The sequence below is a fragment of the Bradyrhizobium sp. CCBAU 25360 genome (assembly GCF_028128695.1).
Taxonomy (GTDB): Bacteria; Pseudomonadota; Alphaproteobacteria; order Rhizobiales; family Xanthobacteraceae; genus Bradyrhizobium; species Bradyrhizobium ottawaense.
The window spans coordinates 598029-618427 of the sequence record NZ_LBJA01000045.1 but is presented as its reverse complement, the minus strand read 5'-3'; the positions used below and the strand labels follow the sequence as shown (position 1 = coordinate 618427).

Genomic DNA, 20399 nt, shown 5'->3' with positions numbered 1-20399 from the left:
GCCCGGGCTTGTCCCGCCTGCGCGGCCGAAGCCGCTTCGGCGAGGCGAAGGCCCGGGCATCCACGTTCCTGGTGCCGTGTGTGGGGCGTGGATGGCCGGGAAAGCCCGGCCATGACGCCGGAGACAGCCGCCCCTACTGCCGCCGCGTCAGGCTACATCCACTCGAGAGCTGGCGCGTCGAGCCGGTCGAACCGTCGTTTGACTGCGAGGGGAATTCTTCGAACGGCGAGTTCTGCTTGCCGGTGTTGAACTCGAATATCTTGCGGAACAGGCCCGGGGCCATCGCCGAGATCGGATTGACGCGCATCACGGGCGCAGCCGGCGTGCCGACGACCTCATAAGTCACGCCGATCAACCCTTCATTGTTGCCGCCGCCGAGGAAGATGCCGAACAACGGGATCTGGCCGAAGATGTTGTTGACGCCATACATCGGCACGAAGGTGCCGCTCATGCAGACCTGGTTGCCGGGATAGTCGATCGAGCCCTCGATGGTGGCGCCGATCATGGGACCCTTGACCACGCCGTCACGGACCGTGAGCGCGCCGTTCTGCCGGGTGAACTCGGCGCGGAGCGCGCTGAACGAGACACCGTTGCCGGTGCCGTTGGGCGCGCCGGCGGCAACGCGCTCGAGCTGCGCCTCGCCCTTCACCGTGAAGTCGCGGACGTTGATGAGGCCTTCGCGCGAGGTGTTCGGCTCGGATGTCGGCGGCTCCATCGCCACCACCATCTGGCCGCCGACCGCCTTAGTATAGGTGTCGGTGAAGCGCAGCAGCGCGCCGGCATCGTTGGTCTGGAGGTAGATCACCTCGCGGTTGCCCTGTGCACGCCCGCCGCGCAGATCAGCCGCCACCGGCGTGTCTTTGCCGACCTTGCCGCTCAATGTGAAGGCCTTGATGGCACCATTGCGTTTCGACATCTTGGCATCGACGCTGCGCATGGCCTCGCCGTTGAAACCCGCGACGGCGCCGAGCTTCACGTCGATGTCGAAATCGACGTTCTTCATCTTGTTCTTGTCGTCCTTGGAATTGCCGGAGATCGCCGACTTCAGGAAGCCACGGCCGTCGAACACGTCGCCGCGCATGGTGCCCTTGATGACGCCATCCTGGCTGCGCTCCACCTTCAGCGACGCCTTGTCGCCATCGGACGGCGAATAGGTCGGGAAGTTCGCGCTCATGAGATCGCCGTTCGCGTCGACCTCGAGCGAGCCCTTGATCGAGGCGCCACCACCTTCGATGACGATGTCTTCCAGACGCGTCGATTGCGCGGTCGGCACGACCTTGAAGCTGGCCTTGCCCGACTTGCCCGGCAGCTTGACCCAGCCGGGCAGGATGTTGTCGAGCTTCACCGAGGTCAGGTCGGCCTCGACGCCGAGCTTCGTCGTCTGGTCGGGGCCGCCGGCGATCTTGCCCGACAGCTTGATCGGCAACGATCCACTGACGGCGGGGCTGAGATCGAATCCCAGGCGCGCCCGGCTCGCATCGTCCAGCGTTGCCTGCAACCTGACATCCGCGTCGCCCTCGGCCGGCTTGCGATAGTCGAGCGAGGCCGCCTGCCCGTTGATCTTGACGTCGCCCTTGACCTGATAGCCCGTGTTGCTCGCGACGATCTTGAGAGTGTTGGCCTCCAGCTTCTGGTTCATCACCAGCTTGTCGGCGGCAAAACCGTTGAGGTCGGCGGTGACGGCGTAGGTCGTGTCCGCCTTGGTCAGCTCGCCCTTGACCGGGAGGCCGAGCTGGATATTCGCCGTGAACGTCCCCTTGCTGGTGTTGGGATCGACGACTGTCGACGACAGATCGCTCAGGCGATCATTCGAGAGCATCTCGGCGGCCGCCGGCACAGGCCCCTCGACGCGGAACCTGGTCCGCGACGGCGACGGCTTGGGCGCCATATCAGGCACCTCGAAGACGAAATCGGAAATCGTGACCTTGCGGCCGGCTGGCGTATCGGCAATGCCCTGCCCGATGGTCACGGTCGCGGTGCGGCCGGTCACGCGCGCCTTCAAATCGGCATCGTGCACAACAGGCATGCCGTCCACGGGACGGACCGCGACGCCGCTCGCCACGATGTTGACCGAGAGGCCGTCGTCAGGAATGGGCGGCCCCTTGCGCGGAAGGTTTTTCGTGGGCGAATTGACGCCGATCTCGATGCGCTGGAGCGTTCCGCGCTCGATCCGCTCGATCACCCATTCGCGCAACTCGGGAACGACCAGCGTCGGCCACATCCGCTTGAGCGCGGAGGCCGACATCGGCGTTCCCGCAAAGCCCAGCGTCAGCCGCGGCTCGCCGGAATAGTCGATCGCACCCGTGCCGGCGACGCCGATCTCGCCATTGCTGATGTCGGCCTGCGTCAGCAAGAGGCGCTTGTGGTCGGTGTCGAAGCGGAAGCCGATCGCGATGCGGTTGAAGACGAGCGGCGGCTCGTTGTCGATGCCGCCGAGCAGGATCGAACCGCCGCTGAAGCCGAGCTGCCAGTCGTTGATGGTGCCGTTGGGCGGCTCGAGATGGGCCAGAAGCGTCAGGCGGTTCGCGCCCGACAGGATCTTGAACGGTGCCACCAGCACCCGCCGATTGGCGTCCCACTCGACGTTGATCTCGGCCTGGTCGATCGCCATCGGATAGTCTGGCGTGTCGGTGTCGATGATATTGCCGGCGCCGACCGCGAGCTTGCCGCGGAAGAAGGTCGGCACGCCATCGCGGCCGAGCTCGCCCTTGAGCTCGCCCGTCAGCGGCAGGTCGGCCGTGTAGGTAAGATCCTTGACCCGCAACGCCAACAGGATGTTGGAGGTCGAGACCTTGTCGGCCTTGATGTCGACCGAGCGCACGCCGTTCTCGGCCGGCCCGATCGTGGCGCGCAGCATCCATGGGCGCGCGCCCTCTTCGCCCAGGCTGAGCGTGACGCCCCCGCGGCTCGGCCGGCGCAGGCTGAGCGTGATGTTCTCAAACGACCATTTGCTGCCGCGCTGCTGATCGTCGACGATCAGGTTGCCGTTCTTCAGACCGATCTCGTTGAGGTTCTGGCCGTCGAGGCCGGTCATGCTCAGACTGTCGAGCCAGTCGAGGCCCTGAAGGATGCCGCTCTGCGCCGTCACCTGAGGCGGGCCTTGAGAGGCTGCTTGTGATGGATCCTGGCTCGCGGGCCCCGTGGCGAATGGCGGCGGCGGGACGCCATTGCGCGGGAACGTCGGCGGCAGACCCGCGTCCTTCTTCGAGGCGACGCCGGTTGCCAGCGGCTTTGCGGTATCGCCGGCGGACACGGTGACGGTACCGTCGGGCGCGATGCGGATCGCGAGTTCGGCATCGACCAGATTGAGACTCTCGGCGCGCAGATGCCCCATCAAGAGGCCCGCACCCGATAGCTTCACTTCAGCCTTCGGCGCGCTGGCAACGACGGCGTGATCGCGATCGCGGACGATGATGTCCCGGATGCGGACGGCGATGCGGACCCGGCCGGCGCGCTCGATCTGGGTGCCTCCGATCTCAACCGTGTTGCCGTGACCGATATTGTCCTCGATCGCGGCCGCCAGCCACGGCGTTGCAATGTCGAGATTGATGGGGCCGGCACCGAGCCGCCACCACAGCGCGCCGAAGCAGCCGATGAAGATGACGGCGAGAGTCCCGACGACAAGGACGACGCGCTTTAGCCAGCGATCGGCCGCCAGCCAGCGCCGCAACGCGCCAAAACCGTCACCGAAGCGATGAAAGCCCGAATTGGAACGCGACAACAGCCGGCGCGCGCGATGGCCCGCGGCCGCCTCCTGATCCGGATCCCAATCGGCGTCGTCCCATTCCTGCGGCTGTTGCTGAACGCCGCGCCGATCGAAGTCCCGATTGTAATCCTGGGGCGACTTATTCCTTGCCATTGCCTCTCGATACAGGCGCCCGTCAGAGGATTGAGCGCCGCCGGGACCGCAGCCGTCCACGGGAAGCGAAGCTCCCTGCGCCGGCATTGCCGCCATACCTCGAATATTCCTGCTGTTCGTCATTTCGCCCCGGGAGCGCGTTCAACGAGCAGTGGGGTGGTGCGTGGAATTCCTTGTAACCATACTCCGGCGCCGCCAGACTTGCCCAGCCGAGGGCGCGATTCCGGCACACCGGACGAGAGCTGCAATACCGTTTCGGTTGACCCGCCGAAAGCGTCGAAAGGAAGGCGTATGTCCAAGAAATCCCGAACGAAATCGTCCAAAACGCCCTCCGGCAGTCCGACGGCTAAAAAGAAGGCCCTCAAACCGCGGGCCTCTACTCCGACAAAGTCCGCGAAAACACAGCGGACACCGGCGACCAAATCAACCGGGACCTTAGCAAAGGCAGGATCACATAAGGCCGCATCGAAACAGTTAAATTCCTCCAAATCAGTGGCTCCGCCCGCCAAGGCGAAGTCGGGCCTGGCCGAGGGCCAGAAGGCCCCCGCCTTTCGCCTTCCCCGCGACGGCGGCGAGGTGGTCACATTGGCGGACTATGCCGGCCGAAAGCTCGTCCTGTTCTTCTACCCCCGCGCCGACACCCCGGGCTGCACCCGGGAGGCGATCGACTTCACTCGCCTCGCCAGTGCCTTCGCGGCCGCCGATACCGCCGTGCTCGGCGTCTCCGCCGATCCGTTAAAGGCTCAGGAGAAGTTCCGCGACAAGCACAAGCTCGGTATCCCCCTGATCTCGGATGAGACGCACCAGATGCTGGAAGCCTATGGCGCGTGGGGCGAAAAGTCCATGTATGGCAAGAGCTTCCTTGGGATTCTTCGCACCACGATACTGGTCGGGGCGGATGGCAAATTGGCCAGGATCTGGCGCAACGTCCGGGTCGACGGCCATGCCGACGAGGTGCTGGAAGCGACAAGGAGTCTTTAACCAGTCCATTCAATTCGCGCGCTCCCATTTCCGGAAAATTAACCATGACCGGCCCAGATTGCTGCGGCAATTAGGCCGTACGGACTCATCCGACCGGCGCGGGAGTGCCGATGTCGAAAAGTTCTGCCCAATACTCGCAGTACGCCCAACATCATCCTCACGACCACGGACGGGCCTTCCAACGCCGTCCTGCCCTCGCGGCAGCCGCAGCGATTCCCCTTCCCGCGACCGACGACGCCTACACCATCGTCCATGCCGGCAAGCAGGTTCGCTTCGGGCCCGTGGTGTTCTGGATCGTGGTCGGCACGGTGGTGCTCCTCGGTCTCTGGTCGGCGGCAACCGCCACCTATTTCGCCTTCCGTGACGACGTCCTGACCCGGCTGATCGCCCGCCAGGCCGAGATGCAATACGCCTATGAGGACCGCATCGCCGAGCTGCGCGCCAAGGTCGACCGCACCACCAGCCGCCAGTTGCTCGACCAGGAACAGTTCGACCAGAAACTCGACCAGATCATGAAGCGCCAGACGGCGCTGGAGTCCCGGGCCACGGCGCTTGGGGCCATGCCTGACGTGACCGGCTCGATCCCCCGCGCGGCCCCGCAGCGCGGCGAGGCGAGCCAGAGCACGCCAAAACCCTCGCCGATCAGCGACACCGTGATTTTCGTGGCACCGCCGGACCGTGAGGCGCGGCTGGAATCGCGCGCGCCGACCGTGGCTGCTCCCCCGACCAGCCAATTCGCCAAGAATCAGGGTTTCGACAACGTCCTGGTTCGGCTCACGACCTCGCTCGACCAGGTTGAACGGCGCCAGATGGCGGCGCTCAGCGCCGTCGAGGAAGGCATGGATTCACGCATGCGCCGGATGCGCGGCGTGGTCAGTGATCTCGGCCTGAATCTCGCCAATCTCGAATCCGCCGTGCCGCGCAGCGCGATGGGCGGGCCGTTCGTACCGGTCAAACTGACGGCCAATGCCGGACCGTTCGAGAAGCAGCTCTCTCGCATCAACACCACGCGCGCCGAGATGGATCGTCTCAACCGCACGCTGGCGCTGGTGCCGTATCGCAAGCCCGTCATCGGCGAGGTCGAATTCACCTCCGGCTTCGGCGTCCGCAGCGATCCCTTCCTCGGCCGGCCCGCGATGCATACCGGGCTCGATTTCCGCGCCGCCACCGGCGATCCGGTTCGCGTCACCGCCAACGGCAAGGTGGTGTCCGCCGGCTGGTCCGGCGGTTACGGCCGCATGGTTGAGGTCGACCACGGTAACGGGCTTTCGACCCGCTACGGCCATCTCTCCGAGATCAACGTCAGGGTCGGCGAGACCGTGAAGATCGGCCAGGTCGTCGGTCTGGTCGGGTCGACCGGTCGCTCCACCGGTCCGCATCTGCATTACGAAACCCGCATCGAGGGCGAAGCGGTCGATCCGCAGAAGTTCCTGCGCGCCGGCGTGCGTCTCAGCGCGGGCTAAGCCGGCGACCAAAGGCGCCTGTACATGATCACTGGCTGCGCTCGTGGCCAACCTCGCCGGTGATGACGTCGCCGAACAGCTCCCAGGCTTGCCCGTTGAAGCGCATCAGCTGCATCTGCTCGATCGGGAAATAATCGTCCGGTGAGGTGTTGACCATGATGCCGGGCAGCATCAGGTCGGTGTGGAAATCCTTCAGGTTCGCGGCCTGCTTCATGACGTTCTCACGGGTGAGATTATCGCCGCACTGCTTCAGCACCTGCGCCATCGCCTCGGCCTGGACATAACCGTAGATGTTGTTGGAATTGGCCTTGTCGCCGTCGGGATAGTATCTGTCCATGAATTCGCGCCATTTTACCACGGCCGGATCCTTGTCCCAGGTCGGATCGGTCGGGTCCTTCAGATAGACCGTCGAGATGATGTCCTTGGAATAGTCGAGCCCGGCAGGCTTGAGCACCGAGGCGACCGAAGTCGCGGTGTTGGCGAGGAAGAATTTCGGTTTCCAGCCGAGCTCGCCGACCTTCCGGATCGCTTGCGCCGAGCCCTTCGGGGCGGCCCATGAGAAGAAGATGTCCGCACCAGAGTCGTGCAGGGCGACGATCTGCGAGTCGATCGAGGGATCGCTGACCTCGTAGGACTTGTCGGCGATGATCATATTGGCCTTGTCGCCGAGCCCGTCCTTCAAACCCTTGAACTGGTCCTTGCCGGCGTCGTCGTTCTGCCAGAAGACGGCGATCTTGCTGCTCGGGAAATGATCGCGGATGTACTTGGCGTAGATCCGTCCCTCGCTCTGGTAGTTGGGCTGGAAGCCCATGGTCCACGGGAAGTTCTTGGGGTCGCCGAACTTGGTACCGCCGGAGGCGACGAACAGCTGCGGCACCTTCTTGGCGTTCATGTACTTCATGATCGCGGAATTCGAGGGCGTACCGAGCGGCTGGAAGATCAGCAGCACCTCGTCGCTCTCCACCAGCTTGCGCGCCTGTTCGATCGCCTTCGGCGGCGAATAGGCGTCGTCATAGCTGATGAAGTTGATCTTGCGGCCGTTGATCCCGCCCTGGTCGTTGATCATCCTGAAATAGGCGGCCTCGGTCTTGCCGATCACACCGTAGGACGACGCAGGCCCGCTATAGGGCATGATGTTGCCGATCTTGATTTCGGTGTCGCTGGCGCCGGGGTCGTATTTTTTCTGCGCCGAGGCCGGTGTCGTGATGAGCACTCCGGCAGCAAGCATGGCGAGGGCAGCAAGGCTTTCGCGACGACCCGGCATCGGTCTCTCCCCTGTTTTGTAGTCTTGTTTTGAGGAGAGTGTCGCAAGGCCGTTGGCGGCTGGCAAGCGCTTCGATTTTCCGCGAGATGAAACGGCGAATCCGGAATTTACGCGCTGCGCCGCGGCAGGTTCAAAACGCGTCCGTCGATCACGAGCAGCGCGCTGCCAATGACGATGGCGCCTGCGATCTCGCGCATCGAGATCGGCTCATCCAGCACCAGCCATCCCAGCAGGATGGCGGTGACGGGAATGAGCAAAGTCACCAGCATGACATTGGTCGCACCGGAGCGCCGTATGATCTGAAAGAAGACGATATAAGCGAGCGCCGTCGAGAGGCCCGCAAGGCCAAGCACCGCGAGCCAGGTCGTCAGGCCCGGCACCGGAAGACGCCAAGGCTGCTCCACCACGCCGGCGACGATCGCCATCATCACCGTCGACGCCATCAGTTGAAACGTCGCGGTGCCGAGCGGTGCTGCGTCCTTCAGCATTCGCCGCGCTGCCAGTGCGGCGAATCCATAGCTGAAGGCGCCGCCAAGGCAGAGCAGGATGCCGAGCCCCAGCCCCGGCCTCGTCTCGAGACCCCATCCGCGCAGGATGATCACGCCGGCAAGGCCGAGCGCCACGCCGGCCACGCGCCGCAGCTGCAAGGCCTCTTCGCCCGCCGCGGCCATCACGACCACCGTGAACAGCGGTGTCGTCGCATTCAGGATCGACGCCAGTCCACTCGGGATGAAAGTTTGTCCGGCCACGATCAGTGAGAACGGGATGACATTGTTCAGCAACCCGATCGCAACGAATGGCTTCCAGCCCACAATGCTCTTGGGCAAGCCGATCCCCTGCATGTGCAGCAGCGGCAGCAGAATGCCCGCCCCGAGCGCGACACGCAAAAACACCAGCGTCAGCGGCGGCAATTCCCGCAACGCCGCGCCGTTGAAGAAGAACGAGCCGCCCCAGAGGACGGAGAGCACCGCGAGTAGCGACCAATCGCGCGCGTCGATCCTGTTGTCGTTTGGGGGCATGCGTTTCACCTCGGCGCAGTTGCTCGCCTAGGACAACGCGGAAAATTTCGCCACCCGGTTTGCGACAAAATTACTCGAGATCATTCCCGTGACCGCCGATCGCCCGCGATATCGGCAACAACCGCCCCAATCACCAACGCGCCGCCATTGAGCGCGTGGACGGCCGGTATCTCGCGGAAGGCAACCCAGATCCAGAACGGCATCAGCGGCGTTTCCAGCGTCGCGATCAGGGAGGCCTGTCCTGACGGCAGCAAGCGCGAGCCCGGCGCGGCCTTGCATCACCACGAGAAGCACCGTGATCAGGCTGCCGGCGAACAGGCCGCGCCAGAACAGAATGGTCCAGGGATCAAGCGGCAGAAGGCGTGTGAAGAACGGCGCCGTGCTCCAGGCAATCGCGGCGGCGACGACGAGGGCAATGCCGAGACCGCGTTCCGAACGAGGCTGCCCCATGTGGATGCGACCGGCTAGGACGGCTTCTTCGGCCGCGACACCAGCTCGATCATCCTGCCTTCGTCGTCGTCAGGCAACGCCGCCTTCGCCTGCGCGTAGGCCTCGACCGCGGCGCGCGAGACCAGCGGCTTGTCGGCCAGCAGGCTCTCCGCGAGTTTGACGGCATAGGCGGCATCCTTGTGCCGCAGCGCTGCCGTGAAGGTCGCGCCGGAAAAATCGCGGGCAACCATGCGCTTGGAGTGGCGCGCTACCTGCGGACTTGCGGCGACGCCCGCCTGAATCGATTCCAGCACGAGGCTCATGTCGAGCCCGGCCTGCTCGGCGATCGCGAGGCCCTCGGCGAGGCCGGCGATCTGGATCGCGCCCATGAGGTTGTTGATGAGCTTGTAGACGGTGCCGGAGCCGACCGCGCCGAAATGGCGGATGGTCGAGCCGATCGGCGTCAGATACGGCCGCGCGCGTTCGAGATCGGCCGCATCGGCGCCAACCAGCAGCGTCAGCTTTCCGCTGGCGGCGGCATCCGGCAATCCGGTCACGGGGCAATCGATATAGATGAGCCCGCGCGCATTCAGCTCGCGGCCCATCTCGCGGGCATGGTCATAGGAGACGGTCGAGCATTCGATCGCGATGGTGCCTGATTTCGCCGTCTTGGCCGCGCCCTTCGGCCCGAGCCAGACCGCGCGCGAGGCTTCGTCATCGGCAACCATGGTCACGACCGCGTCGGCATCGATTGCGGCGTCCTCGGGCGAGGTCGCCCAAAGCGCGCCGCGCGCGATCAAATCTTCAGCCTTGGCCTTGCTGCGATTCCACAGCGTCACCGTGAAGCCGGCATCGAGATAGCGGCCGGCCATGCCATGACCCATCCGCCCAAGCCCGATGAAGGCGACGCGTGTCATCGCTAATCCACGTCCTCGATGTCGGCACCAGTGGTGCCGAAGGCGCGCTGCGCCAAGGTTGCGGCCATGAAGTCGTCGAGATCGCCGCCGAGCACGCCCGAGGTGTCCGAGGTCTGCACCCCCGTGCGCAGATCCTTCACCATCTGATAGGGCTGCAGCACGTAGGAGCGGATCTGGTGACCCCAACCGATGTCGGTCTTGGCGGCCTGGTCGGCGGCGGCCTTCTCCTCGCGCTTCTTCAGCTCGATCTCATACAGGCGCGCGCGCAGCATGTCCCAGGCCTGAGCCCGGTTCTTGTGCTGGGAGCGGCCGGCCTGGCAGACCACGGCGACACCGGTCGGAATGTGCGTCAGCCGCACCGCGGATTCGGTCTTGTTGACGTGCTGGCCGCCGGCGCCGCCCGAGCGCATGGTGTCGACGCGGACGTCGGCTTCCTTGATGTCGATCTTGATGCTGTCGTCGATGACGGGGAATACCTGCACGCTCGAGAACGAGGTGTGCCGCCGCGCGTTGGAATCGAACGGCGAGATGCGCACCAGACGATGCACGCCCGCTTCCGTCTTCAGCCAGCCATAGGCGTTGTGGCCTGAGACCTGGATCGTCGCGGACTTGATGCCGGCCTCTTCGCCCTCGGACTCTTCCAGCACCTCGACCTTGAAGCCGTGGGTGTCGGCCCAGCGCGTGTACATGCGCAGCAGCATCTGCGCCCAGTCCTGGCTCTCGGTTCCGCCGGCGCCGGCATGGACTTCGAGATAGGAATCGAACCGGTCGGCTTCGCCCGACAGCAGCGCCTCGAGCTCGCGCCGCGCCACTTCCTTCTTGAGATTCTTGAGAGCCGCTTCGGCTTCCGCGACGACGCCGGCATCGCCCTCGGCCTCGCCGAGCTCGATCATGCCGATGTCGTCTTCGAGCTCCTGCTCGACCTTGCCGATGCCCGAGAGCGAATCCTCCAGCGAGGTCCGCTCCTGCATCAGCTTCTGGGCTTTCTGGGGATCATTCCATAGATTGGGATCTTCTGCGAGCTTGTTCAGCTCAGCGAGGCGCGCCGTCGATTTCTCGACGTCAAAGATGCCTCCTCAGCAGCCCGACTGACTGCTTGATCTCTTCTACCAACCGTTCGATTTCGGCGCGCATGTCGTTCTCTGATGTCGCGGAATTGGTCCGCGTTAGATTGCAACGGGATGTAGCGGCGGCAGCACCAAAGCGCAACCGCCGGAACCGGGATCGTTTGTCTTGTCCTAAGCCTTAGTACAACCCGCCGGTGCCCGGCCGCATGAAGAAGCCGGAATCCGGCTGCTGCTGCTGCGACGCCGGCACGCCGCCGCGCCCGTCGGCATCGGCAACGCCAATGACCGAGTAATTGTCCGGCGGCGCCGTGCCCGGCTTGAAGGCTTCGAGAATGGTTCCGCCAGTCTCGCCCGGACCTGCGCGCATGCCGGTTTTGGAGACGACGCGCACGAGCTTGATGCCGGCAGGCACCTTGAAGGGAACGGCGGGCTTGTCGGCGAGCGCGAGCTTGAGGAAATCGCGCGCGATCGGAGCGGCCAGATGGCCACCGGTTGCGGCATTGCCCTTACCCAGCGGACGCGGCTTGTCGTAACCCATGTAGATGGCGACGGCGACGTCGGGCGAGAAGCCGACGAACCAAGCGTCCTTGGCCTCGTTGGTGGTGCCGGTTTTGCCGGCGACGGGTTTGCCGACTTCCTTGATGACCGTGGCCGTACCGGCCTGCACCACGCCTTCCATCAGCTCTGTGATCTGATAGGCGGTCATGGAGTCCAGCACCTGCTCGCGGCGGTCGATCAGCTGCGGCTCGGCCTGGTTCTTCCAGCCGCCCGGCGCGTCGCAGCCGCGGCATTCACGCTGGTCGTGCTTGAAGATCGTGTGTCCGTAGCGGTCCTGGATGCGATCGATCAGCGTCGGCTTCACGCGGCGGCCGCCATTGGCAAGCATCGAGTAGGCCGTGACCATGCGCATCGCCGTCGTCTCGCCGGCGCCCAGCGCGTAGGACAGATAGTTCGGCAGCTCGTCATAGACACCGAAACGGCGGGCATATTCGCCGATCAAGGGCATGCCGATGTCCTGCGCCAGCCGCACCGTCACGGTGTTGAGCGATTGCCGCAGCGCGTTGCGCAGCGTCACCGGTCCCTGGAATTTGCCCGAGGAGAAGTTTTCCGGCCGCCACACGCCGGCGCCCTGCCCCTGGTCGATTTCGATGGGGGCGTCGAGCACGACGGTCGAGGGCGTATAGCCATTGTCGAGCGCCGCCGAATAGACGATCGGCTTGAACGACGAGCCCGGCTGCCGATAGGCCTGCGTGGCGCGGTTGAACTGGCTCTGGTCGAACGAGAAGCCGCCGACCATGGCGAGCACGCGGCCGGTCCAGGGATCCATCGCCACCATCGCACCGGACACTTCGGGGATCTGGCGCAACCTGTACTGGCCCTCGACCGGCTGGCCGTCCTTGTAGAGCGGATCGGCATAGATGACGTCGCCGGGCTGCAGGACCTGCGACACCGCCGTCGGCGTCTTGCCTTTGGTTCCGCCCTGCACGGCTCGCGCCCACCGCACGCCGTCAACCGTGACGATGCCGGTCTCGCGCTGCTTGCTCACGGCGCCGCCAAGCTCACGGCTCGGCTGGAAGCCGATGCGCGCCGACTGGTCGCTGGTCTCCAGCACGACCGCCATACGCCATGGCGAGATGTCGGAGAGCGATTTGATCTCGGCGAGCCTCACGCCCCAATCGCCCGACGTATCGAGCTTGCTCATGGCGCCGCGATAGCCCTGCTGCTCGTCATAGTTCACGAGGCCCGAGACCATGGCCTTGCGCGCCATCACCTGGATCTTCGGATCGAGCGTGGTGCGGACCGAGAGACCGCCCTCATACAGCTTCTTCTCGCCGTAGCGCTCGAAGATGTCGCGGCGGACTTCCTCGGCAAAATATTCGCCGGCGAAGGTGTGGGCGCCGTTGGAGCGGTTGGTGACGGCCAGCGGCTCCTTGCGCGCCTTGTCGGCGTCGGCCTGCTTGATCCAGCCGTTCTCCACCAGACGGTCGATCACGTAATTGCGGCGCTCGATGGCGCGGTCGCGGTTGCGGACCGGATGCAGCGTCGCCGGCATCTTCGGCAGCGCGGCCAGATAGGACGCTTCCGCCACGGTCAGCTCGTTCACCGACTTGTCGAAATAGACCAGCGAAGCGGCCGCGATGCCGTAGGCGCCGAGGCCCAGATAGATTTCGTTCAGATACAGCTCGAGGATCTTGTCCTTCGAGTAGGTCTTCTCGATCCGCATCGCGAGCAAGGCTTCCTTGATCTTGCGGGCGAAGGAGACCTCGTTGGTCAAAAGGAAGTTCTTGGCGACCTGCTGGGTGATCGTGGAGGCACCCTGCGGACGCCGGTTCGAGCCGTAATTCTGGATGTAGACCACGCCCGCGCGCGCCATGCCGGTGTAGTCGATGCCGCCATGCTCGTAGAAATTCTTGTCCTCGGCCGCGAGGAACGCATTGATCACGAGCTTCGGCACCGCCTGGATCGGCAGATACAGCCGCCGCTCCTTGGCGTATTCGCCGAGCAGCGAGCCGTCGACCGCGTGCACGCGGGTCATCACCGGCGGCTCGTAATCCTGAAGCTGAGAGTAGTCCGGCAAGTCCTTGGAGAAATGCCAGATCAGGCCTGCCACGGCCCCGACACCGACAAGGAACACCACCGTTCCCGCGGCGAACAGGAAGCCCATGAACCGCACCAGCAAGCGCATTATGTGTTTATCCGTTCAATCTCTGGATCAGCTCAGTATCAGCCCCTTGGCACCCAAACAGGGGCCAACCTTTCACGTCACCAATTCACCGGCTTACGCAATACCATCAGTGCCGGACTTTAGACGCTTGCCGAGCGGGATTCTCTCCGATTCCGGAACCCCCTGCGGCGTTTTTATAAAGCGCCCGCTGTGGCCAAACTAGGGCTTTTGCGGCGGGACGGAAAAACCCTTTCAATTCGACGATCCCCCGGTCGTCAATTTGACGATCCCGGGGTCGTCAATTTGACGATCCCCCGGGTCGTCAATTTGACGATCCCGCCGTGGCCATCCGCCTGGTCAAGAACCCGTCGATGGCCTGCGCCATCGAGCCCACGGCACGCGACCGCCAGCCCTCGGAGACCAGATGCTCGAGGTCGCCCTTATTGGAGACATAACCGATCTCGACCAGCACCGAGGGCACGTCAGGCGCTTTCAGCACCCGGAAGCCCGCCGACTTCAGGGGATGCTTGTGCATCCGCACCGTCGACTTCATCTCGCCCATCAGAAGACGGGCGAAACGGTTTGAAAAGGTGCGGGTTTCCCGCTGCGTGAGGTCGATCAGGATGTCGGCGACGTCGGTCGGCTCCTCGGCGAGGTTGAAGCCGGCGATCGCGTCCGCCCGATTTTCTGCGTCCGCCAGCCGCTGGGCCTCGGCGTCGGACGCCTTGTCCGACAGCGTATAGATGGTCGCGCCCTGCGCATCGCCCTCGGCACGGGGCAGCGCATCGGCATGAATGGAGACGAACAAGGCGGCCTTCAGATTCCGGGCGATCTTGGTGCGGTCATTGAGAGGAATGAAGGTGTCGTCGTTCCGCGTCATGACCACGCGGTATTTGCCGGCCTTCTCCAGCTTGTCGCGGAGCGCCAGTCCAAAGGCCAGCACCAGGTTCTTCTCGCTCTCGCCGCTCGACTGCGTGCCGTTGTCGATGCCGCCATGACCGGGATCGATCACGACCACCGGGCGGCCATCGGCCTTCTGCTGCGCCGTATCAGGGGTTGTCGTCGCGGGAGCGGTTGCGGGCTGCGCCTCGGCGATCGCGGGCCGCAGTTCGGGGCGATTTTCGGGTGCGAGCGACTGCACGAAGGCGGTCCGGTCGACCTCCTCCAGCTCCAGCACGAGCCGAGCCGGCTGGCCGTTGGCCGCCTCCAGCACATAGGAATTGGCGATCCGGGCCGGTCCCGTCAGGTCGAACACGATTCGCGAGCCGCCGGGCATGACGAGCCCGTAGCGGAAGGCCTTCACCAGGCCGCGCCCCCCGACCCCCGTGCCCGCGGGCAGCTGAAAATTGACCTGCGGCACGTCAACGACGACCCGGTACGGGTCCGCGAGCGTGACCGCACGGAAGGTAACGGTCTGGTCGATGTCGAGAATGAAGCGTGTCTGCTTGCCATCGCCGGCCAGCCGGGCGGCCGAGGCGACTGGAAAATTCGCTACCGCAACAGTGGGTTGCGGCTGGCTTTCCGCGGCGCTCAAGCGTGAGGAATCAGCGCACGGCAACGCTGCGGCGCACAGAAGTGCGCATCCCAGCAAAACCCGTTGATTTGTGCGGCTCGCCACCGATTCCGTGCCTCCGAGCAGCCCTTTTAACGCAATAGAACCACAGGGTTAATCGATCCTTAATGACAGAAACGCGAAACTCGCTGACTGTGACCGCCGTGCGACGCTCCCTTGCACCGATGGCTCATTCCTCGTATGTACGGAATGCTGACGGCCGATATTTCCGGTTGTGTCGCATTCAGCCTCCCGGTGCAGCGCCGGAACTCTCAAGGTTTGGGAATTCCAGCGTTTTCCGTTCCCCTCTAAGACCAGCGCGGTGCGCGGCAGCGAGGTGGAGCGGGTCAAGCGCCGGCGGCGGACGGTCCTGGGTTACCTCTCGCGTTACCGGGACAGTTCTGACAGCGACGTAACCCATTACCCGGTCCCTTGATCCCAGGGGAGCGGTTCGTGATCCCCAAGGCGAGCGCGCTCGCGCCATGCCTGGCCAGCAGCAACTGATTGAAGGGCGGCCTCGCCGCCCAATGTTTCATACGGGCCGACGCTTGATGCGCCAGACTGTGCCGACGAATTCTGAAGGATCATTCGCGACGCTGCGGAGTGAAAATCCCGCGCGCCGCCTTGGTCCTGAAGCTTCCGGTTCGGCAAGGCGCGAGAGACGGCGTTTCGGCCTTCCCCTCACCCCCGAATCAGGTGGACCGTCGCGTCACCCGGCAGCGCAGCTCGCGCCCACGGTGAATCGCGCCCGCCGCCGCCAAGAGTTAAGACATGCCCAACAAGATGTTGATCGATGCCACCCACCCGGAAGAGACCCGGGTCGTCGTGGTCCGCGGCAATCGCGTCGAAGAGTTTGATTTCGAGACCGCGCAACGCAAGCAACTGCGCGGGAATATCTACCTCGCCAAGGTCACAAGGGTCGAACCCTCGCTCCAGGCCGCCTTCGTCGAATATGGCGGCAACCGCCACGGCTTCCTCGCCTTCAGCGAAATCCATCCCGACTACTACCAGATCCCGGTTGCCGACCGGCAGGCGCTGATCGAGGCCGAGGAACAGGCCCATCGCGAGGCCGAGGAAGAGAGCGAGAACCGCTCCCACGGCCGCCGCCGTTCGCGCCACCGCAACGCCCGCCGCCGCGGTCATGGCGAGCGCGTGCGCAGCGACATCGTCGAAGGCGCAGATCCGACGGCCCAGCCGATCGAAGGCGCGGTGCTGCCGGAGCATGCCGAGGGCGCCCTGCACGAAGGCGAGCATCTGCACGCCGACGCGGAGCATCACGGCGAGCACGAAGCTCACGATCACCACGATCATGATCATGGCGAGCATGATCACGACGATCATCATGACCATGATGACGGGCACCATCACGCTCACGATCATGACCATGGTCACGACGGCGAGCATGATCATCACGACCACGATCACGCCGATGAGACGCCCGCGCCTGTCGCAACGATTGGCGCCGAGCCCGTGGTCGCTGCCGAACTGCAGGAGACCGCCGCCCCCGAAGCGCATGCGGAAGCTCTGGCTGAGGCCGTGACCTCCGCCGCCGAGCCGGCCGATGCCGTGTATGCAGCGGGCGAGAGCGCCGAGACGCCGCATGCCGAGGCTGCGGAAACGACCGGCGAAGACGACGAGGACGAAGACGAAGACGGCGAGGAAGCCGAAGAGGAAGTCGTTGAATCCGTCGGCGGCGACGACGTGCTGGAGGAAGTGCCGGAGCGCACTTTCCGCCCGCGCCGCCAGTACAAGATCCAGGAAGTCATCAAGCGCCGCCAAGTGATGCTGGTGCAGGTCGTCAAGGAAGAGCGCGGCAACAAGGGCGCGGCGCTGACCACCTACCTCTCGCTCGCCGGCCGCTATGCCGTGTTGATGCCGAACACCGCCCGCGGCGGCGGCATCAGCCGCAAGATCACCAGCGCTCAGGACCGTTCGCGCCTGAAGGAAGTGGTGCAGGATCTGGACGTGCCCGAGGGCATGGGCATCATCCTGCGCACCGCCGGCGCCGCCCGCACCAAGCCCGAGATCAAGCGCGACTTCGAATATCTGATCCGGATGTGGGAGACGGTGCGCGACCTGACGCTGAAGTCGCAGGCCCCCACCCTCGTCTACGAGGAAGGCTCGCTGATCAAGCGCTCGCTGCGCGACCTCTACAACAAGGAGATCGACGAGATCTCGGTTGCCGGTGAAGCCGGTTACCGCGAAGCCCGCGACTTCATGAAGATGCTGATGCCCGCCAATGTCAGCGCGGTGAAGCAGTATCGGGACGGCCAGCCGCTGTTCTCGCGCATGGGCGTCGAGAGCCAGCTCGACGCGATGTTCTCACCGACAGTGCAGCTGCGCTCCGGCGGCTACATCGTGATCAACCAGACCGAGGCGCTGGTCTCGATCGACGTCAACTCGGGACGATCGACCCGCGAGCACCATATCGAGGACACCGCGCTCAAGACCAATCTGGAAGCGGCCGAAGAGGTCGCCCGCCAGCTTCGCCTGCGCGACCTCGCCGGCCTGATCGTCATCGACTTCATCGACATGGACGAGAAGCGCAACAACCGTGCGGTCGAGCGCAAGCTGTCCGATTGCCTGCGGCAGGACCGCGCGCGCATCCAGGTCGGCCGCATCTCGCATTTCGGCCTGCTCGAGATGTCGCGCCAGCGCATCCGCGCCAGCGTGCTCGAGAGCTCGACCGATCCGTGCCCGCATTGCGGCGGCACCGGCCATGTCCGTTCGGTGTCTTCGGTAGCGCTGCAACTGCTGCGCGGCCTCGAAGAGATCCTGATGAAGGGCGCGACCCACAATCTCGTGGTCCGCACCCGCACCGACGTCGCGCTCTATGTGCTGAACCACAAGCGCGGCCATCTGCGCGATCTCGAGAACGGCTTCAAGGTGACGCTGTCGGTCATCGCCGACGCGAGCGTCAGCGGACCGCAGGCCTATCTCATCGACCGCGGCGAGCAGGTGCATACGCTGGAAGCCGCCAAGGCCCTACTGGTGGCGCAGGCGGCAGCAAGCCCGCCGCCGATCGTTGAAGAAGCTTATGACGACGAGGAATTCGATTCCGAACTCGAATCCGAGGTCGAAACCGAGGAGACCGAAGGTCTCACCGAGGAGCAGGCTGCGGGCGAGGCAGCCTCCGACCAGGACGGCCAGCGCCGCAAGCGCCGCCGTCGCCGGCGCGGCCGCGGTGGCCAGCGCGACGGCGAGTTGCGTGAGGATAGCCCCGCGACCCTTCCCGAGGCGGCCGTTGCGGCCGGCGAAGGCGAAGAGGATGCCGAGTCCGAGCAGGATGGCGAAGAAGGCGAGGAACAGGCGGCCCGGGGCGAGCAGCAGGGCAGCGGTGATCGCCGCCGCCGGCGTGGTCGCCGCGGCGGACGCCGTCGGCGTGGCGGCAGCGAGGACGGTCTCGCCGGCTCCATCAGCGACGAGCTCGCGGCCAATGCGCCGCCGGAAGCGTCCGACGCAGTCGCCGATTTCGACGGCTTCGGCGGCGAGGCTGCGCCCTCGATTGCCCAGGCCGAACACACCGCTGAGCCTGAGGTCTCGCAGCCCGAGCCGCGCGTCGAGGTGCAGACCGAGGCGGTGCCGGCCCAGCCTCAGCCGATTGCCGCTGAGGAAGAGCCCGCCGACGACAAGGCCGCGCGGCGCCGCTCCACGGTCCGGGAAAAGGTGAGCTTCCTGTCGAGCAGCCCGAGCGAGCCGGCAGCCCCGGTTGCGCAGGCGCCCGAGCCGGCCGTCCCGCCGGCAGCTCAACCCGTGCCGGAACCGGCAAGCGAAACGCCGGCCGCGCCACGCCGCGCCGGCTGGTGGTCGCGCCGCTTCGGCGGCGGTGAATAAAGCCGAACACTCAAGAGAAAACGCCCGGGTCAAGCCGGGCGTTTTTTGATTTGGCGAGGTCAGTTCCAATGCAAAGCGCAATCGTTCTCGGCGGCGGCATGATCGGCGTGAGCGCGGCGCTGCATCTTCAGCAGCGCGGCTGGGCCGTCACGCTCGTCGACCGCAGGGAGCCGGGCCGCGAGACCAGCTACGGCAATGCCGGGATGATCCAGGCGGAAGCGGTCCGCCCCTATCCGATGCCGCGCGACCTTGCGACGCTGCTGAAGATCGCGACCGGCCGCACCAACGATGTGCGCTACAGCCTGTCGTCGCTTCATCTCCATATCGAGCCCCTGCTCCGCTACTGGTGGCATTCGGCGCCGAAGCGTCATCGCGAGGCGGTCGACGCGTGGGCGCGGCTGATCGCTTACGCGACGAGCGAGCACGACATCCTCATTCGCGAGGCCCATGCCGACAATCTCATCCGCCGCGCCGGCTATCGCATGCTGCATCGCGATGCCGCTTCATTCGATCTGGCGATCAAGACGGCGGAAGAAGACCGGCGCGAGTTCGGCGTGAATTTTCGCGTGCTCTCCGGCAAGGAGCTCGCGAGAGCCGAGCCGGTCCTGCGCGACGATCTTCCCGGCGCGATTCATTGGCTCGACACCTGGACCGTGTCCGATCCCGGCGCGCTGGTCACGGCCTATGCCGAGCTGTTCGAGCGCCGCGGCGGCACCATTGTGCTCGGCGATGCACAATCGCTGCAGCAGACCGCGACCGGCTGGTCAGTCGACACGGACCAGGGGCGTCTCGACGCCGCCCACGCCGTCGTGACCCTCGGGCCGTGGTCGCCCGATCTCCTCCACAAATTCGGCTATCGTATTCCCCTGGTGCGCAAGCGCGGCTACCACATGCATTACAGCGGCGGCGCGTCGCTCGACCTGCCGCTGATCGACAAGGCCGGCGGCTATGCCATGGGGCCGATGGCCAAGGGCATTCGCATCACCACCGGAGCCGAGTTGACGAGCCCGGATGCGCTCGCGACGCCCGTGCAGCTTGCCAGCGCGGAAGCATCCGCACGCGAGCTGATCGACCTCGGCAAGCGCGTCGAGCCGGATCCGTGGTTCGGCACCCGCCCCTGCACGCCCGACATGCTGCCGGTGCTCGGGCAAGCTCCGCAGCATCCCGGCCTCTGGATGAATTTCGGCCACGGCCACCAGGGCTTTACCCTCGGACCCGCGACGGGGCGCCTGCTCGCGGAGATGATGAGCGGCGAGACGCCCGCGATCGATCCGACGCCGTACCGGCCGGAGCGGTTCTAGCCCAAAGAAAAAGGGCTGATCGAGGATCTCGACCAGCCCTATGACTTC

12 protein-coding genes are annotated in these 20399 nt (G+C 65.2%); 4 read left to right on the top strand and 8 right to left on the bottom strand.

Features of this window, described 5'->3' with window-relative positions; translation table 11 throughout:
• Positions 1-133: 133 nt before the first annotated feature.
• Positions 134-3946 carry a YhdP family protein gene (locus tag XH81_RS37140; RefSeq protein WP_271596824.1) on the bottom strand — a complete coding sequence of 1271 codons (3813 nt, stop codon included), beginning with the start codon at positions 3944-3946 and terminating at the stop codon, positions 134-136.
• A gap of 204 nt (positions 3947-4150) precedes the next feature.
• On the opposite strand from XH81_RS37140, the gene XH81_RS37135 reads away from it, so the two are divergent.
• Positions 4151-4840, top strand: a complete 690-nt coding sequence (locus XH81_RS37135) for a peroxiredoxin family protein (protein ID WP_080670303.1) — start codon at positions 4151-4153, stop codon at positions 4838-4840.
• 110 nt (positions 4841-4950) lie between these two features.
• A complete protein-coding gene (locus XH81_RS37130; protein ID WP_028144835.1) occupies positions 4951-6303 on the top strand; it encodes a M23 family metallopeptidase in 1353 nt (450 codons plus the stop codon).
• Between the two features lie 28 nt (positions 6304-6331).
• Here the strand turns inward: XH81_RS37130 and XH81_RS37125 are convergent, their stop codons facing one another.
• From XH81_RS37125 to XH81_RS37095, 7 genes are all read right to left on the bottom strand, one after another.
• Positions 6332-7567: an ABC transporter substrate-binding protein gene (locus XH81_RS37125; RefSeq protein WP_028144836.1), complete on the bottom strand. Its 1236-nt coding sequence runs from the start codon at positions 7565-7567 to the stop codon at positions 6332-6334.
• A gap of 107 nt (positions 7568-7674) precedes the next feature.
• Entirely contained in the window at positions 7675-8586 is a 912-nt protein-coding gene (locus XH81_RS37120) for a DMT family transporter (RefSeq protein ID WP_028144837.1), read from the bottom strand.
• A 27-nt stretch (positions 8587-8613) separates the two neighbouring features.
• Positions 8614-9036 (bottom strand): hypothetical protein, encoded by a 423-nt coding sequence (locus XH81_RS37115; RefSeq protein ID WP_249155523.1) that lies wholly within the window; start codon positions 9034-9036, stop codon positions 8614-8616.
• A gap of 14 nt (positions 9037-9050) precedes the next feature.
• Positions 9051-9932: an NAD(P)-dependent oxidoreductase gene (locus XH81_RS37110; protein WP_028144839.1), complete on the bottom strand. Its 882-nt coding sequence runs from the start codon at positions 9930-9932 to the stop codon at positions 9051-9053.
• Between the two features lie 2 nt (positions 9933-9934).
• Positions 9935-11066, bottom strand: a protein-coding gene (prfB, locus tag XH81_RS37105) for a peptide chain release factor 2 (protein WP_099091752.1) whose coding sequence is annotated in 2 segments (ribosomal slippage) — positions 9935-10996 and positions 10998-11066 — 1131 coding nt in all. Because the reading frame shifts where the segments join, the coding sequence is not laid out codon by codon here.
• A 111-nt stretch (positions 11067-11177) separates the two neighbouring features.
• On the bottom strand, positions 11178-13685 hold the full coding sequence (locus XH81_RS37100) for a penicillin-binding protein 1A (RefSeq protein ID WP_028144840.1): 2508 nt from the start codon (positions 13683-13685) through the stop codon (positions 11178-11180).
• A gap of 301 nt (positions 13686-13986) precedes the next feature.
• Positions 13987-15282, bottom strand: a complete 1296-nt coding sequence (locus XH81_RS37095; protein WP_028144841.1) for an N-acetylmuramoyl-L-alanine amidase — start codon at positions 15280-15282, stop codon at positions 13987-13989.
• Positions 15283-15987: 705 nt separating this feature from the next.
• Here XH81_RS37095 and XH81_RS37090 point away from each other — a divergent pair.
• Together XH81_RS37090 and XH81_RS37085 are read left to right on the top strand one after the other, a co-directional pair.
• Complete coding sequence (locus tag XH81_RS37090) at positions 15988-19050, top strand: Rne/Rng family ribonuclease (protein WP_028144842.1); 3063 nt, start codon at positions 15988-15990, stop codon at positions 19048-19050.
• 68 nt (positions 19051-19118) lie between these two features.
• Positions 19119-20351: an NAD(P)/FAD-dependent oxidoreductase gene (locus XH81_RS37085; RefSeq protein WP_028144843.1), complete on the top strand. Its 1233-nt coding sequence runs from the start codon at positions 19119-19121 to the stop codon at positions 20349-20351.
• Positions 20352-20399 lie beyond the last annotated feature (48 nt).

Excerpts from the sequence above, each read along its gene's own strand:
- XH81_RS37140 (WP_271596824.1), bottom strand. The coding sequence starts at position 3,946 with ATGCCGGCGCAGGGAGCTTCGCTTCCCGTGGACGGCTGCGGTCCCGGC.
- XH81_RS37135 (WP_080670303.1), top strand. The coding sequence starts at position 4,151 with ATGTCCAAGAAATCCCGAACGAAATCGTCCAAAACGCCCTCCGGCAGT.
- XH81_RS37130 (WP_028144835.1), top strand. The coding sequence starts at position 4,951 with ATGTCGAAAAGTTCTGCCCAATACTCGCAGTACGCCCAACATCATCCT.
- XH81_RS37125 (WP_028144836.1), bottom strand. The coding sequence starts at position 7,567 with ATGCCGGGTCGTCGCGAAAGCCTTGCTGCCCTCGCCATGCTTGCTGCC.
- XH81_RS37120 (WP_028144837.1), bottom strand. The coding sequence starts at position 8,586 with ATGCCCCCAAACGACAACAGGATCGACGCGCGCGATTGGTCGCTACTC.
- XH81_RS37115 (WP_249155523.1), bottom strand. The coding sequence starts at position 9,036 with ATGGGGCAGCCTCGTTCGGAACGCGGTCTCGGCATTGCCCTCGTCGTC.
- XH81_RS37110 (WP_028144839.1), bottom strand. The coding sequence starts at position 9,932 with ATGACACGCGTCGCCTTCATCGGGCTTGGGCGGATGGGTCATGGCATG.
- XH81_RS37100 (WP_028144840.1), bottom strand. The coding sequence starts at position 13,685 with ATGCGCTTGCTGGTGCGGTTCATGGGCTTCCTGTTCGCCGCGGGAACG.
- XH81_RS37090 (WP_028144842.1), top strand. The coding sequence starts at position 15,988 with ATGCCCAACAAGATGTTGATCGATGCCACCCACCCGGAAGAGACCCGG.
- XH81_RS37085 (WP_028144843.1), top strand. The coding sequence starts at position 19,119 with ATGCAAAGCGCAATCGTTCTCGGCGGCGGCATGATCGGCGTGAGCGCG.